We start from the raw sequence: 13349 nt of genomic DNA on the forward strand, positions 1-13349 counted from the left end.
CGCACGAGGAGCCGTACCGCCATGGCCGAGCCCGCAGACCACGCCGCGCAGGCAGACCACCCCGCGTACCCCGTAGGACTGCGCCTGCACGGCCGCCGCGTCGTCGTCGTGGGCGGCGGCCAGGTCGCCCAGCGCAGGCTGCCGCAGCTCATCGCCACCGGTGCCGTCATCACCCTGGTCTCCCCCTCCGCGACGCCCTCCGTCGAGGCCATGGCGGACGCGGGGGAGATCCGTTGGGAGCGCCGCCGCTACCAGGACGGCGACCTCGCCGACACCTGGTACGCCCTGGTCGCCTCCTCCGACACCACGGCCAACGACGCCGCATCCGCCGAGGCCGAGCGCACCCGCACCTGGTGCGTCCGGGCCGACGACGCCGAGGCCGCCACCGCCTGGACCCCGGCCACCGGCCGCATCGAGAACATCACCGTCGCCGTCCTCAACACCACCCCCCAGGGCCGCGACCCCCGGCACTCCGCCGCCCTCCGCGACGCCATCGTCGAGGGCCTGCGCGACGGCACCATCGCCGCCCCGCACCACCGCAACCACGCCCCCGGCGTCGCACTCGTCGGCGGTGGCCCCGGCGACCCGGACCTGATCACCGTCCGCGGCCGCCGCCTCCTCGCCGAGGCCGACGTGGTCATCGCCGACCGCCTCGGCCCCCGCGACCTGCTCGACGAACTCCCGCCGCACGTCGAGGTCATCGACGCCGCCAAGATCCCCTACGGGCGGTTCATGGCCCAGGAGGCGATCAACCAGGCGCTCATCGAGCACGCCAAGGCGGGCAAGTCCGTGGTCCGGCTCAAGGGCGGCGACCCGTTCGTCTTCGGCCGGGGCATGGAAGAGGCCCAGGCGCTCGCCGCCGAGGGCATCCCCTGCACGATTGTCCCCGGCATCTCCAGCACCATCTCCGTCCCCGGTGCGGCCGGCATCCCGGTCACCCACCGGGGCGTCGCCCACGAGTTCACCGTGGTCAGCGGCCATGTCGCCCCCGAGGACCCGCGCTCGCTGGTCGACTGGGCGGCCATCGCCCGACTGCGCGGCACCCTCGTCCTGCTGATGGCCGTCGACAAGATCGGCGCCATCGCCGCCGCCCTGATCGCCCACGGCAAGGACCCCGCCACCCCGGTCGCCCTCGTCCAGGAGGGCACCACCGCCGCCCAGCGCCGGGTCGACGCCACGCTCGCGGACGTCGGCGAGCGCGCGGTCGCCGAGGACGTACGCCCGCCCGCCGTGATCGTGATCGGCGCGGTCGTCGCGGTCGGTCCGGACTCCGCGCCGGCCCCCGTCCAGGACGCGGCCGAATAGGCAAGGGCACGTCCCCCCGCCCCGTAACCCGCGGTTACGCAACTCCCTCCCAGGCGTTGGCACCGCACACCGGACAAGGCAGTATCACCCTGTGGCAGATCTCATCACCGTCGACGACCCCGACGACCCCCGGCTGAGCGACTACATCGGCCTGACCGACGTCGAGTTGCGACGACGGCGCGAACCCGCCGAAGGCCTCTTCATCGCCGAGGGCGAGAAGGTGATCCGCCGCGCCCGGCAGACCGGCTACGAGATGCGGTCCATGCTGCTCTCGGCCAAGTGGGTCGACGTCATGCGCGACGTCATCGACGAGGTCCCGGCCCCGGTGTACGCCGTCGCCCCCGAGCTGGCCGAACGCGTCACCGGCTATCACGTCCACCGCGGTGCGCTCGCCTCCATGCAGCGCAAGCCGCTGCCGACCTCCGACGAACTGCTCGCGACCGCGCGCCGGGTGGTGGTCATGGAATCGGTGAACGACCACACCAACATCGGCGCCATCTTCCGCAGCGCCGCGGCCCTGGGCATGGACGCCGTCCTGCTCTCCCCGGACTGCGCCGACCCGCTCTACCGGCGCTCCGTCAAGGTCTCCATGGGCGCGGTCTTCTCCGTCCCCTACGCCCGGCTCGAAGCCTGGCCCAAGTCGCTGGAAACGGTACGGGAGGCCGGCTTCCGGCTCCTCGCCCTCACCCCCGACGCCAAGGCCACCAGCATCGACGAGGCGGCCCCGCACCGGTTGGAGCGGGTGGCGCTGATGCTCGGGGCGGAGGGCGACGGGCTGTCCACGAGGGCCCTGATGGCCGCCGACGCATGGGTCCGCATCCCGATGGCGCACGGCGTCGACTCGCTGAACGTGGGCGCGGCGGCCGCCGTCGCCTTCTACGCGGTGGCCACCGGACGCCCGGAGAGCTGAGCACGGACGGCCCGGGCCGCGTCACAGCCTCGGCCGGCCCGGGCCTCAGGACGCGAGCGTCCTCGGACCCACGCGCCCCTCACCGGAACGGTCGGCGGAGCCGCCACCGGGACCGCCCGGCGCGGAATCGGCCCGCTCCTGTGCCTGGGACACTCCGCCCGGCCGCTCGCTCCCGCCCAGACCGCGCGCCGGCCCCTGGCAGCCCTGCGCCGCCGCGATGCCCAGCGCCACCAGCAACGTCACCACGACGAACACCACCAGCCGCTGACGCAGCAGCCGCGGATTGGCCGGACGCCGCCCCGCCGAGGTCGTGCGGCCTCCGGAGCGGGTCCCCGGCCGGCCGTTCGTCCCCGCCGGGGACCCTTGCCGCTTCCCGGCCTTCCCGCCGGAACGCGTCGTGTCGCGCGACGCCTGCTGCGGGCGCGAGCCACCGGTGCGCGGCGGCCCCGAACGCGCGGAAGCGCCGCGCCTGCCCGACTGGGAGCGGGAGCCGAACGGGCCCTCCGAACGGCGGGTGTGCTCGTCGGCGTACGGACCGGCCATCCGCCCGGTCGGCAGGTCGGCGTCCTGGGCGGAGCGCGGGGCGGGCGGCCGGCTCTCGTGCAGCCCCTGTGCCTCGCGGGCAGCGATCTCCTTCAGCCGCATGGACAGTTGCAGCGTGCTGGGCCGCTCCTCCGGATCCTTCGCCAGACAGGCGCTGATCAGCGGGGCCAACGCGTCGTGCACGCCGCGAAGCTGCGCCTCCTCGTGCACCACGCGGTACAGCATCACCTCGGAACTGCCGTGTCCGAAGGGGGAGTCGGCCATTGCCGCGTACGCCAGGGTCGCGCCGAGCGAGAAGACGTCCGTCGCGGGCGTCACGGCCGCGCCCCGGACCTGCTCGGGCGCGAGGAATCCGGGGGACCCCACCGCCGTACCGACGTGGGTGAGGGTGCTCGCCCCGGTCGACCAGGCGATGCCGAAGTCGATGATGCGCGGGCCCTTGGGGGAGAGGAGGATGTTCGACGGCTTCAGGTCGCGGTGGACCACCCCCGCCTCGTGCACCGCCACCAGGCCCTCCGAGAGCGCCGCCCCGATCGAGGCGACCTCGGCCGCGGCCAGCGGGCCCTCCTCGGCGATCTTGTCGTGCAGCGAGGGGCCGGGCACGTACTGCGTCGCGAACCACGGGCGGTCCGCCTCCAGATCGGCGGCGACCAGCCGGGCCGTGCAGCCGCCGCGGATCCGCCGGGCCGCCGACACCTCGCGCGCGAACCGCGAACGGAACTCCTGATCCTCCGCCAGGTCGGGCCGGATCACCTTGAGCGCGACCCGCTGCCCGCGCCGGTCGGAGCCCAGGTAGACGACGCCCATGCCGCCCGCGCCGAGTCGCCGGTGCAGCCGGAACGAGCCGACGAGACGCGGGTCCTCGCGCCGGAGCCGCATCATCGCCATCGTCTGCCCATCCCCGCTGCCTGGTCCGCCTGACGAGGCACAGCTTACGTACCCCGCGCCCGGCGCGCTCAGAGGCCGCGCCCTCACCGGGGATTCGATTGTCCGTGCCGGGCGGGAGCGGTGAAGAGCAGTCAGGGCACGGCCGATCCGGGCCTCTCGGCCGACCGGCCCGCTCAAACGGCCACCGGGGCAGGGGGATTGGATCACCGCGGGGACGCCCGGACGCGGCCGTCACGAGGGACCTGACCGCCGCCCCCGCCCACGGGGTGGCGGTGTCCCGGGTGGCCCCCGGAGCGGACGGCCGCCCGCCGGGGAGCGGCGGACGTGAGTGAAGTCACCCGGCGGCGCGCCCGCGAGGTCGGCGGGCCCCTGCCGGATCCCTGCCCGACAGGTCCGGGCGTCCCCTCCGGGATGACCCCAACCTCCGGTGGCCCGTCTCCACCCAGGGGAGTACGCCGATGGACGACGGCTCATCCTCCGGGAGGCCCGGGATTAGGTACGCGGGCATGACGCCCTGTGCTCGCCGCTTACCTAATGTTGAGGTCAAGCGGCGGGCGCAGCACTCGTCCCCCGAGGTCACACGCCCGCCGCTTCCCGATCAGGTCAGGAGAGGAACCATGTCGGACACGGCAACGCGGGCGATGGTCCGTATGCAGGGACGCAAGGCGTACGCCGCGTTCGGCGCCCGTTCGTCCGGCACCCGTCACCCCTTGGTGGCGACGGCGATGGTCCTTCCCCTGGCGGCCCTGCTCGTGGTCGTCTTCGGCGGCTGGGAAGCGGTGGTCACACAGGCGTCGTCCGTGGCGGTGATGTTGGGGCGCTGAGCGGCGCCCGGGGTCCGGAAGAGCGGTCCGGACCCGGACATCCGGCCAACAGCCCCGTGGGGACGGGGGTGCGGCGGGCGGCAGCGTTTGTCCGGTCAGCTGGGGAGCTGACCGGGCATCGCGCTTTCCGGGCCCAGGTGTTTCCCCGCCGGGCCGACGCCCGGCGCACTGCGGTGTCCGGACCGGCTCTCGCGTTACGCTCACGGCGGCACCGGTGCCACGGCCGGGCCGACCGCCGCCGGGAGAGCCCTTGACCACCACCCAGACCTCAGTGGTCCATGACCTGGGCACCCTCGCGCACGGCCTCTCCCACCCCGCCAGGACGCGTTGCGTGTGCGAGCCGCCGCAGGTCCTGGCGGACCGGCCCGACGGCACCGTGGTCCGCAGCGGCGCGATCGTCGCGAAGGCCCACGCCGCCGACACCGACCGCGAGGCGCTGGCGGCCCGGATCGCCCTTGCCGCCGCGCCGCAGCTCACCGGCATCCTGCTCCCGCCGCTCACCGCCCCGGCGCCTGCCGCGCCCACCGCCCGCCCGGTCTCCCTCTGGCCGCTCGGCACGCCCGTGGACCCCACCGACCCCGACGCGGCCCCCTGGGCCGAGGCCGCGGATCTGCTGGCCCGCCTCCACCGGACGGAGCCCCCGTTCCCGCTGCCGCCGATGCGCGGACCGGCCAAGGCGGCGCGGGCCGTCGCCCGGATGCGCGCGGCCCTTCCCGGCGACGCGGCCGTCCTGCCCGTGCTGGCCGGCTGGCGGGCCCTGCCCGCGTGGGCACGGGGCGAGGCCCCGGCTCCCGCGCACCGGAGCCGCTTCCTGTGCCACGGGGACCTGCACCTGGGCCAGCTCGTCCGCCATCCCATGCCGGACGGGCCCTGGCTGCTCATCGACGTGGACGACGCGGGGGCTGGCGATCCGGCCTGGGACCTCGGCCGGCCCGCCGCCTGGTACGCGGCCGGACTCCTCGCCCCCGACGACTGGTCCGCCTTCCTGGACGCCTACCGGTCCGCCCGGGGACCGGCGGTTCCCGCCGTCGGCGACCCCTGGCCCGCACTGGACGTCGCGGCCCGCGCGCTGACGGTGCAGACGGCGGCCGTCGCCCTCGCCAAGTGCGCGGCGGAGCAACGGAATCCGGACGAACACGAACAGCTGGTGATCGAATCCTGTGCCCGAATCGCTACATTGCCGCCCGAGTTGGCCGCCGACCCCGCGTCGTAGGGTGAACGGACCGTGGCCGGGCAGACATTCCGGCGACGGCACAACGAGGGCGAGGAGCCGAGCCGATGATGCAGTGTCCGAAGTGTCATGCGCCGATGAACACGTACAACCGCAACGGCGTGCAGATCGAGCAGTGCAGCGGTTGCCGGGGGATATTCCTCGACTACGGCGAGCTGGAGTCGCTGACCCGCCTGGAGTCCCAGTGGTCCCAGCAGGCCCCGCCCGCGCCGCCCGCCCCGCAGGCCTACCCGGCCGCTCCTCCCGCCGCCCACGCCCCCGCCTGGGGTGCGCCGCAGCACGGCGGGCACGGCGGGCACTACGGCCACCACCGCCAGAAGGGCTTCGGCCGGATGCTGTTCTCGTCCTGAACGTTCCTCCGTCGTCCGGGAGGCCGTGTGCCGCCCGGACCACGGAGGGGGCGGACCGTACGACGAGAGAACCCCCGGTCGTGGAGACGACCGGGGGTTCTCGGTGGTGCGCGATACTGGGATTGAACCAGTGACCTCTTCCGTGTCAGGGAAGCGCTCTCCCGCTGAGCTAATCGCGCAGGTGAACCTGCGTTTACCGCTGTGTGCTGCGTGCGCGATACTGGGATTGAACCAGTGACCTCTTCCGTGTCAGGGAAGCGCTCTCCCGCTGAGCTAATCGCGCGGGGATCCTTGCGGACCGATGATCCTTGTGGACCAGTGGACGATACTGGGATTGAACCAGTGACCTCTTCCGTGTCAGGGAAGCGCTCTCCCGCTGAGCTAATCGTCCTTGGAGGTGGAGACGGGATTTGAACCCGTGTAGACGGCTTTGCAGGCCGTTGCCTCGCCTCTCGGCCACTCCACCAGGGATGGGAGCTCGGGAAGAATCCCCCACCTTCTGCGAGCGGACGACCAGGTTCGAACTGGCGACCTCAACCTTGGCAAGGTTGCGCTCTACCAACTGAGCTACGTCCGCTTGTCTTTCCCGGCCCGCTTGCGCGTCCCGGCGACGTGTTGAACTCTAGCGGATTCCTGGGCCAGTACAAAAACGCGTTTGTGCAGCGTGCTGGGCAGACCCCGGCCCGGTCCTCGCTCCGACGCAGGTCACCGCACACCGTCCTAGACTCATTCGCGTGTCCGACCTCGCCCCCTTGGCCCGTTTCGACGGCCTCATAGCCTCCGGCCTGCAGGATGTGACCCACGATCCCGCAGCTCTCGACTCGTCCGGTTTCTGGGCGGTATCCGCCGATTTCGAAGGCCGCACCGTCTGCGCCCGCTTCTCCGACGTACGCAGGGAAACGGTGCCCCCGCCCGTGCCCGGAGCCTGGCGCGGGCCCGCCACCGGGGACTGGACATCCTCGCTGGACCGTGACGCCTACACGGCGGGCGTACGGCGGATCCGTGAACACATCGCGGCCGGCGACGTCTACCAGGCCAACCTCTGCCGGGTGCTGTCCGCGCCTCTGCCCGGCGGCGGGGCCGGCGCCGACGTCGACGCCCTGACCTCCCTGCTGGCCCGCGGCAACCCCGCCCCCCACGCGGGAACGATCCGGCTGCCCGGCCACGGCGTAGAAGTCGCCACCGCCTCTCCTGAGCTCTTCCTCCGGCGCGACGGGCGGACCGTGGAGTCCGGGCCGATCAAGGGCACCGGCCGGACCGAGGACGATCTGCTGGAGAAGGACCACGCCGAGAACGTGATGATCGTGGACCTGGTCCGCAACGACCTGGGCCGGGTCTGCGCCACCGGAAGTGTGAGCGTGCCCGATCTCTGCGTGGTCGAGAAGCACCCGGGCCTCGTCCACCTCGTCTCCACGGTCCGGGGCCGGCTGGCCGACGGGGCGGGCTGGCCGGAGCTGTTCGCGGCGGCCTTTCCGCCCGGCTCGGTCACCGGAGCCCCGAAGTCCAGCGCGCTGCGGATCATCGCCGAGCTGGAACGGGGCCCGCGCGGGCCCTACTGCGGGGCGATCGGCTGGGTCGACGCCGACCGGGGCACGGCCTCCCTCGCGGTCGGCATACGGACGTTCTGGATCGACCGGACCGGGCCCGCGGCGCTGCTGCGGTTCGGGACCGGCGCCGGGATCACCTGGGGATCCGACCCGGAGCGCGAATGGGACGAGACCGAACTCAAGGCTTCCCGGCTGCTCGCTGTAGCGTCGGGTGCGTATCTGGAGACAGGAAGGGCCGCGATATGAGGATCTGGGTCAACGGCGGACTGCGGGACGCCGACGACGCCCGGCTGTCGGTGCTGGACCACGGGCTGACCGTGGGCGACGGCATCTTCGAGACGGTGCGTACGAGCGAGGGGCGCCCCTTCGCGCTGACCCGGCACCTCGACCGTCTCACCCGGTCCGCCCGGGGCCTCGGCCTGCCCGAACCGGACCACGACGAGGTCCGTCGCGCCGTCGCCGCGGTCATCGACGCCAACCCCGTCGCCCTGGGACGGCTGCGGGTCACGTACACCGGCGGGCTGTCGCCGCTCGGCTCGGACCGGGGCACTGACGGGCCGAGCCTGGTCGTCGCCCTCGACGGGGTGAGCCGCCGCCCGGACAGCACAGCGGTCGTCACCGTCCCCTGGACGCGCAACGAACGCGGCGCGCTCACCGGCCTCAAGACCACCTCGTACGCAGAGAACGTCGTCGCCCTGGCCCGGGCGCGGGAACGGGGCGCGTCCGAGGCGCTGTTCCCCAACACCGCCGACCGCCTCTGCGAAGGCACCGGCTCCAACGTGTTCGTCGTCCTGGACGGCCGCATCCACACCCCGCCGGTCGCCTCCGGCTGTCTCGCCGGGATCACCCGCGCGCTGACCGTGGAGTGGACCGGGGCCGAGGAGACCGACCTGCCGATGGACGTGCTGGCCGAGGCCGACGAGGTGTTCCTGACCTCGACGCTCCGCGACGTCCAGGCGGTGCACCGGGTCGACGACCGCGAGCTGACGCCGGAGACCGGACCGGTGACGGCGAAGGCGATGCGGATCTTCGCCGAGCGGTCGGGCGACGACCTCGACCCCTAGGGCCTCTCGTTCGGATCAGGCCGGGCTCGCGGGGTCCGACCTGATCCGAACGAAAGACCCCAGGAGGGCCCGGCGGCCCGGAAATACGCGTGACGCAGGGTCGTCCAGGGGATACAAACCCTTGATGACCACGACACTCCGGCCGTCCGGGCCGCTTCAGCAGGGCGCCGACGGCGCGCGGTCCCGCCACTACGACGTGTGCGACAACGGGCGGCCCGTCGGCTCCGTCGCGATCAGCACCGACGACGCGTTCGGCCCGACCGCCGGGGTGCTCGGCTCCCTCGCCGTGGAGGAGTCCCGGCGCAGGCGCGGCCGGGGCACCATCGCCGCGCTCGCCGCCGAGGAGGTGCTGCGGGGGTGGGGCTGCACCCGGGTACGGGTGGACGTCCCCGCCGACAACGACCCGGCCCGACGCCTCGCGGCCGCCCTCGGCTACACCGAGCGCAGCCGCAACATGGTCAAGGAGCTCGGCCCGGACACCGCACCGCTGCCCGCGGGCCTCACCTCGCGCGCGATGAGCGAGGAGGAGTTCGCCCAGTGGCGGCAGAACGCCGTGCTGGCGTACGCACAGCGCTGGATCGACCGCGGCGTGGCGCCCGAGCAGGCCCGGCTCAAGTCCGAGACCGACCACGCCACCCACCTGCCGGACGGACTGGCGACCGAGGGGGTGCGCTTCCAGGTGCTGGTGCAGGCCGACGAGGTCGTCGGCCATGTGTGGGTGGCGCTGCGGGAGCCGGAGCCGGGCGGCACGGCCGGATTCGTCTTCGACGTCGAGGTGCGCGAGGAGCACCGGGGCCGGGGCCACGGCCGGGCGCTGATGCTCCTTGCCGAGGACGTCACGCGTGCCTGGCGCGCGGACCGGCTCGGCCTGCACGTCTTCGCCTCCAACACCCCGGCCCTGCGGCTGTACGAGTCCCTCGGCTACACGACGACACGGTACAACCTGGCCAAGGCGCTGTGACGCCCCGCCGGTCCACCGGCCGGTACCGGGGCTACCGGTCCCGCGTGGCCAGGGTCCGGTCGACGATCTCCTCGATCCGCTCGCGCAGCCCGTCCTGGCTCTTGCCGCCGTCCAGCCGCTCGTCGCCGATCACATAGGTGGGCGTGCCGGTGACGCCGATCGCCTTGCCCTCCGCATGGTCGGCGTCGACGATCAGCAGATGCCGGCCGTCGATCAGCGCTGTGTCGAACTCCTCGGCGTCCAGACCCAGTTCGCGTGCCACGTCGAGGAGTACCGGCTCGCCCGTGCGGCCGAGGTCATCGGTTCGGGACAGCAGGGCCTCGATGTAGGGCCAGCCCTGGCCCTGCTCGACGGCCTCCTCGGCGGCCTGGGCCGCGGCGTAGGCGTGCTGGTGCTTGTCCAGCGGGAAGTGCCGCAGCCGGAACTCGACGCGGTCCCCGTACCGGGCGCGCACGGCGCGCACATCGTCGAGGGCTCGGTGGCAGTCGGGGCATTCGAGATCGCACCAGAGGTCGACGACGACCGGTGACGCGGAGGTGGAATCGCTCATGCGCCCAGTCTTTCAGGCCGGACGGGGGCGACCCAACCGGGACCCGGGCCGCCCCCTGGGGAGGAGCCCGGCCCTGAAATGTCCCTGAGGTGGACCGCCGCCGTGGCCCCGAGGGCGGTCGCCGGTGCAGGATGGAAGGGACGTACCCCCTGCGCCTGGAGGCCGTGATGATTGCCGAGACCATCTGTTCCGCGGTGTCGGCGGCCGGCCTGGGCATCGCCGCGGTGACCGCGTACCGCAAGCGGTTCCTCACGGCGACGAGGATCGCCGCCTACTCCCTGGTCCCGATCGGGCTCGTGCTGACCGGGGTCGTCGAGTGGGTCGCCGGGATCGCCTTCAAGCCGAGCGTCTGGCTCGGCTTCGGGGCGCTCGGCCTCTCCTGGCTGCTGTTCATGACCACCCGCGCCATCGAGCGCCGCAGCGGCACCACCCGGGCGGAACGCAAGGCCGCGCGGGCGGCCGGGCGCAACGAGGCCGTCGCCCCGGCTGCCTCGGCCCCCTCGCTCGGCGCCGGTGGTGCGGCCGGACCCACGGCCGCGACCGCGCAGCCGCAGTCGCAGCCGAAGCCGAAGAAGAAGCAGGAGGCCGCCGCGTCCGGCGACGACTTCAGCGACATCGAGGCGATCCTCAAGAAGCACGGCATCTGAGGCTCCGGCCGCCCTGCGTGCCCGGGCGCGTGGGCCCTCGGTCCGAATGCCTGACGGCGACCCGTACGCCGGAGCGATTATCGATGGCCACGGGACGGTGAACTCCCGCGGGATTGACCCCGGTTGAGCGCGAACCCGCCCGCGGGTGCGTCATGATCACACCGAGATGGTGGACACTTCCCGGGGCGAAGCCCCCGCACGCCCCGCCGAAGAGCCCCGCGGCTGTCTCTTCGCGCTTTCCCAGCCGCCCCTGATGATCTTCCTGACGGTGATCGGGGGCCTGCTGCTGATGGCCGCCCTGCACGATCTCTTCATGCTGTGACGCGCCGCGCCACCGTGCGGGGCGACGCCGGCGTCGGCGTCAGCCCGCGGCTTCCTTGCGCCGGGCCCGGTACGCCGCGACGTGGAGCCGGTTGCCGCACGTACGGCTGGAGCAGTAGCGGCGGGAGCGGTTGCGCGACAGGTCGACGAACGCGTGCCCGCAGTCCGGCGCCTCGCAGCGCCGCAGCCGCTCCTGCTCGCCCGCCACGATGATGAAGGCCAGCGCCATGCCGCAGTCGGCCGCCAGATGGTCGGCGATCGAGGCGTCCGGTGCGAAGTAGTGCACGTGCCAGTCGTAGCCGTCGTGGTCGGTGAGCTGCGGGGTGGTCCCGGCCGCCGCGACGAGCCCGTTGACCAGGTCGGCGGCGGTGCGGGGGTCGGGCGCCGCAAAGACCTCGGCGAAACGGGCCCGGACGTCGCGTACGGCGGTCAGGTCCCGCTCGCCGAGCGTGCCGACCCCGCTGATGAGGTGGCGCTCGGCGAAGGCGTACAGCGCGGCGATGTCGGCGAGACCGTCCTCGGGTCCGCCCACGAGTCCGTCCGCGGGGTCGTCCCGCGGCGGCTCGCTCTCCGGTGCGGTGTTCACCAGATCGACCACCGTGTCGAGGGCGATCCGGGTGTCGTGAGGGATCAGCACGCTTCGCTCCCTGGCCTCCGGCGGGCGGGCGCCTGCCGATGGCGGCTGACTCTACTGGCTCGGTTCCCCGGCACCGGGGCCGGTGCGGGCCCGCCCGGGAGTGGAACGGACCCCTCCGGCGCCCGGGAGGAGTCGGAGGGGGCGGCGAGCGCACCGGCGCCGTCGTCGCGGTGGATTCCGCGACGACGGCGCCGGTGTCTGCCCTATGCGGTTGTCGTCACGACGCCGTCGCCCCGAGTCGGACGGCGCCCTGCGGCTCTCTGCCTGGCTCAGCTCTCGGCCAGGATGTGGGAGAGCTCCGTGTCGAGATCGAAGTGGCGATGCTCGGTGCCGGGCGGAACCGCGGCGTCGGTCCTCTTCAGGAACGACTCCAGGGCCCGCGCCGGGGCTTCGAGCAGGGCTTCTCCCTCTGGGGAGCTCAGGGCGATGCATACGACGCCTTGACCGTGACTACGAGATGGCCAGACGCGGACGTCTCCGGTGCCGGTGGGCCGGTGCAGCCCCTCGGCAAGGAGGTCACGGGCGAATACCCACTCGACCGTCTCCTCCGCTCCGGTGTGGAAGGTGGCGTGCACGGCATAGGGATCGGCCGTGTCATACCGCAGGCCCGCGGGTACAGGCAGTGAGGACTCGCTCGACACAACGAGGCGCAGGTGCAGCTCGCAGCTGACCGTGGTGTTCATAAGCGCCAGGGCCTTTCGCTCAGTGTGCGCTCGGGGATTCGCACGTCGGCGAAATCGACATGCCACCTACGGTGGCGTTGTAAACCCCTCTGACCCATTTGTGATGCTTCGGGTCCCTCGCACAGCGGCGTGTAACTTTGAGTCATGCGTCCATTCCAGTGACGAAAGTATGACCGGAGCGGGTCGGGTAAGTTGGGTTCATGAACGCGGAGAGTGACGAGCGGAACAGGGTTGCCGAGCAGGCGCCTCCGGCATCCGCCACGGGGGAATCGGACCGGGAGGAACGTGAGCTGGGCTCGCGGGCGCCGGGCTTCATCAAGGCGTCGAAAGCGCTCCACCTGAGTTGGCAGGTCGGCGTCTTCGTCGTCGGCCTCGGCGTAGTGATCGCGGGTGTGCTCATGCTGGTGCTGCCCGGCCCCGGCTGGCTGGTGATCTTCGGCGGCATGGCGATCTGGGCGACCGAGTTCGTCTGGGCCCAGCTGGTGCTGCGCTGGACCAAGCGCAAGGTCACCGAGGCGGCGCAGCGGGCCCTCGATCCCAAGGTCCGGCGGCGCAACATCATCCTCACCACGGTGGGGCTCGTGATCATGGCGGTGCTGGTCGGGATCTACGTCTGGAAGTTCGGGCTCACCATGCCGTGGAAGATCAGCGAGTAGCCGGGGGACGGTCCAGGAGCACCGCTGACATGGGGTAATGTTTGCGGTGCGCCCGGGCGATTAGCTCAGTGGGAGAGCGCTTCGTTCACACCGAAGAGGTCACTGGTTCGAACCCAGTATCGCCCACCCGGACAGAGGGCCCGGGAGACGGAATCCGTCTCCCGGGCCTTCTGCGTTGACCGCTCCCGCCGGGGCGGGGGGCCCGTGGTAAGGGGGGGCGCGGACCCGCCGC

Annotated in this window: 15 protein-coding genes and 6 tRNA genes; 12 read left to right on the plus strand and 9 right to left on the minus strand. The window is 72.8% G+C overall.

Annotation, left to right across the window (positions count from 1 at the left end; genetic code table 11):
• Window positions 1-21: 21 nt before the first annotated feature.
• Window positions 22-1305 carry a uroporphyrinogen-III C-methyltransferase gene (cobA, locus tag ACFWRV_RS25805; RefSeq protein ID WP_384338120.1) on the plus strand — a complete coding sequence of 428 codons (1284 nt, stop codon included), beginning with the start codon at window positions 22-24 and terminating at the stop codon, window positions 1303-1305.
• 91 nt (window positions 1306-1396) lie between these two features.
• Window positions 1397-2215: a TrmH family RNA methyltransferase gene (locus ACFWRV_RS25810; RefSeq protein ID WP_384338121.1), complete on the plus strand. Its 819-nt coding sequence runs from the start codon at window positions 1397-1399 to the stop codon at window positions 2213-2215.
• Between the two features lie 45 nt (window positions 2216-2260).
• Here ACFWRV_RS25810 and ACFWRV_RS25815 read toward each other — a convergent pair whose 3' ends face one another.
• Window positions 2261-3646 carry a protein kinase gene (locus ACFWRV_RS25815; protein ID WP_384338122.1) on the minus strand — a complete coding sequence of 462 codons (1386 nt, stop codon included), beginning with the start codon at window positions 3644-3646 and terminating at the stop codon, window positions 2261-2263.
• A gap of 617 nt (window positions 3647-4263) precedes the next feature.
• Here ACFWRV_RS25815 and ACFWRV_RS25820 point away from each other — a divergent pair.
• From ACFWRV_RS25820 to ACFWRV_RS25830, 3 genes are all read left to right on the plus strand, one after another.
• Window positions 4264-4470 carry a hypothetical protein gene (locus ACFWRV_RS25820; protein ID WP_384338123.1) on the plus strand — a complete coding sequence of 69 codons (207 nt, stop codon included), beginning with the start codon at window positions 4264-4266 and terminating at the stop codon, window positions 4468-4470.
• A gap of 250 nt (window positions 4471-4720) precedes the next feature.
• Window positions 4721-5683 (plus strand): phosphotransferase, encoded by a 963-nt coding sequence (locus ACFWRV_RS25825; protein WP_384338124.1) that lies wholly within the window; start codon window positions 4721-4723, stop codon window positions 5681-5683.
• Window positions 5684-5748: 65 nt separating this feature from the next.
• Window positions 5749-6051: a zf-TFIIB domain-containing protein gene (locus ACFWRV_RS25830; RefSeq protein ID WP_003970303.1), complete on the plus strand. Its 303-nt coding sequence runs from the start codon at window positions 5749-5751 to the stop codon at window positions 6049-6051.
• Between the two features lie 104 nt (window positions 6052-6155).
• Here the strand turns inward: ACFWRV_RS25830 and ACFWRV_RS25835 are convergent.
• From ACFWRV_RS25835 to ACFWRV_RS25855, 5 genes are all read right to left on the minus strand, one after another.
• Window positions 6156-6230 (minus strand) — tRNA-Val (locus ACFWRV_RS25835).
• Window positions 6231-6262: 32 nt separating this feature from the next.
• Window positions 6263-6334, minus strand: a tRNA-Val gene (locus tag ACFWRV_RS25840).
• Window positions 6335-6370: 36 nt separating this feature from the next.
• Window positions 6371-6442: transfer RNA gene (locus ACFWRV_RS25845), tRNA-Val, on the minus strand.
• A 1-nt stretch (window position 6443) separates the two neighbouring features.
• Window positions 6444-6517, minus strand: a tRNA-Cys gene (locus ACFWRV_RS25850).
• A 38-nt stretch (window positions 6518-6555) separates the two neighbouring features.
• Window positions 6556-6628: transfer RNA gene (locus ACFWRV_RS25855), tRNA-Gly, on the minus strand.
• 157 nt (window positions 6629-6785) lie between these two features.
• Between ACFWRV_RS25855 and ACFWRV_RS25860 the strand changes: the two genes are divergently transcribed.
• The 3 genes from ACFWRV_RS25860 (at window position 6786) to ACFWRV_RS25870 (ending at window position 9623) form a co-directional block, all read left to right on the plus strand.
• Complete coding sequence (locus ACFWRV_RS25860) at window positions 6786-7844, plus strand: chorismate-binding protein (RefSeq protein ID WP_384338125.1); 1059 nt, start codon at window positions 6786-6788, stop codon at window positions 7842-7844.
• Window positions 7841-8662, plus strand: a complete 822-nt coding sequence (locus tag ACFWRV_RS25865; protein WP_384338126.1) for an aminotransferase class IV — start codon at window positions 7841-7843, stop codon at window positions 8660-8662. Before ACFWRV_RS25860 ends, ACFWRV_RS25865 begins: the two co-directional genes overlap by 4 nt.
• A 124-nt stretch (window positions 8663-8786) precedes the next feature.
• Complete coding sequence (locus tag ACFWRV_RS25870) at window positions 8787-9623, plus strand: GNAT family N-acetyltransferase (protein WP_384338127.1); 837 nt, start codon at window positions 8787-8789, stop codon at window positions 9621-9623.
• A gap of 31 nt (window positions 9624-9654) precedes the next feature.
• Here ACFWRV_RS25870 and ACFWRV_RS25875 read toward each other — a convergent pair whose 3' ends face one another.
• Complete coding sequence (locus ACFWRV_RS25875; RefSeq protein ID WP_384338128.1) at window positions 9655-10173, minus strand: DsbA family protein; 519 nt, start codon at window positions 10171-10173, stop codon at window positions 9655-9657.
• A gap of 167 nt (window positions 10174-10340) precedes the next feature.
• Here ACFWRV_RS25875 and ACFWRV_RS25880 point away from each other — a divergent pair, with 167 nt between their 5' ends.
• The gene (locus ACFWRV_RS25880) at window positions 10341-10820 is read left to right on the plus strand and encodes a hypothetical protein (RefSeq protein WP_384338129.1); all 480 of its coding nucleotides are present in this window, start codon (window positions 10341-10343) and stop codon (window positions 10818-10820) included.
• 166 nt (window positions 10821-10986) lie between these two features.
• A complete protein-coding gene (locus ACFWRV_RS25885; RefSeq protein WP_384338130.1) occupies window positions 10987-11142 on the plus strand; it encodes a hypothetical protein in 156 nt (51 codons plus the stop codon).
• A gap of 39 nt (window positions 11143-11181) precedes the next feature.
• Here the strand turns inward: ACFWRV_RS25885 and ACFWRV_RS25890 are convergent, their stop codons facing one another.
• Together ACFWRV_RS25890 and ACFWRV_RS25895 are read right to left on the minus strand one after the other, a co-directional pair.
• Window positions 11182-11778: a CGNR zinc finger domain-containing protein gene (locus ACFWRV_RS25890; protein WP_384338131.1), complete on the minus strand. Its 597-nt coding sequence runs from the start codon at window positions 11776-11778 to the stop codon at window positions 11182-11184.
• 269 nt (window positions 11779-12047) lie between these two features.
• On the minus strand, window positions 12048-12461 hold the full coding sequence (locus ACFWRV_RS25895; RefSeq protein WP_003959770.1) for an SsgA family sporulation/cell division regulator: 414 nt from the start codon (window positions 12459-12461) through the stop codon (window positions 12048-12050).
• A gap of 200 nt (window positions 12462-12661) precedes the next feature.
• On the opposite strand from ACFWRV_RS25895, the gene ACFWRV_RS25900 reads away from it, so the two are divergent.
• Together ACFWRV_RS25900 and ACFWRV_RS25905 are read left to right on the plus strand one after the other, a co-directional pair.
• Window positions 12662-13117 carry a TIGR02611 family protein gene (locus tag ACFWRV_RS25900; RefSeq protein ID WP_384338132.1) on the plus strand — a complete coding sequence of 152 codons (456 nt, stop codon included), beginning with the start codon at window positions 12662-12664 and terminating at the stop codon, window positions 13115-13117.
• Window positions 13118-13171: 54 nt separating this feature from the next.
• Window positions 13172-13243, plus strand: a tRNA-Val gene (locus tag ACFWRV_RS25905).
• The last annotated feature ends 106 nt before the right edge of the window (window positions 13244-13349 follow it).

Origin of the sequence: Streptomyces sp. NPDC058576 (genome assembly GCF_042718715.1) — a bacterium.
Lineage (GTDB): Bacteria > Actinomycetota > Actinomycetes > Streptomycetales > Streptomycetaceae > Streptomyces.

Coding starts and splice junctions, on each gene's coding strand:
- cobA (WP_384338120.1), top strand. CDS start 22: ATGGCCGAGCCCGCAGACCACGCCGCGCAGGCAGACCACCCCGCGTAC.
- ACFWRV_RS25895 (WP_003959770.1), bottom strand. CDS start 12,461: ATGAACACCACGGTCAGCTGCGAGCTGCACCTGCGCCTCGTTGTGTCG.
- ACFWRV_RS25820 (WP_384338123.1), top strand. CDS start 4,264: ATGTCGGACACGGCAACGCGGGCGATGGTCCGTATGCAGGGACGCAAG.
- ACFWRV_RS25830 (WP_003970303.1), top strand. CDS start 5,749: ATGATGCAGTGTCCGAAGTGTCATGCGCCGATGAACACGTACAACCGC.
- ACFWRV_RS25875 (WP_384338128.1), bottom strand. CDS start 10,173: ATGAGCGATTCCACCTCCGCGTCACCGGTCGTCGTCGACCTCTGGTGC.
- ACFWRV_RS25885 (WP_384338130.1), top strand. CDS start 10,987: ATGGTGGACACTTCCCGGGGCGAAGCCCCCGCACGCCCCGCCGAAGAG.
- ACFWRV_RS25900 (WP_384338132.1), top strand. CDS start 12,662: ATGAACGCGGAGAGTGACGAGCGGAACAGGGTTGCCGAGCAGGCGCCT.
- ACFWRV_RS25870 (WP_384338127.1), top strand. CDS start 8,787: ATGACCACGACACTCCGGCCGTCCGGGCCGCTTCAGCAGGGCGCCGAC.
- ACFWRV_RS25815 (WP_384338122.1), bottom strand. CDS start 3,646: ATGGCGATGATGCGGCTCCGGCGCGAGGACCCGCGTCTCGTCGGCTCG.
- ACFWRV_RS25865 (WP_384338126.1), top strand. CDS start 7,841: ATGAGGATCTGGGTCAACGGCGGACTGCGGGACGCCGACGACGCCCGG.
- ACFWRV_RS25880 (WP_384338129.1), top strand. CDS start 10,341: ATGATTGCCGAGACCATCTGTTCCGCGGTGTCGGCGGCCGGCCTGGGC.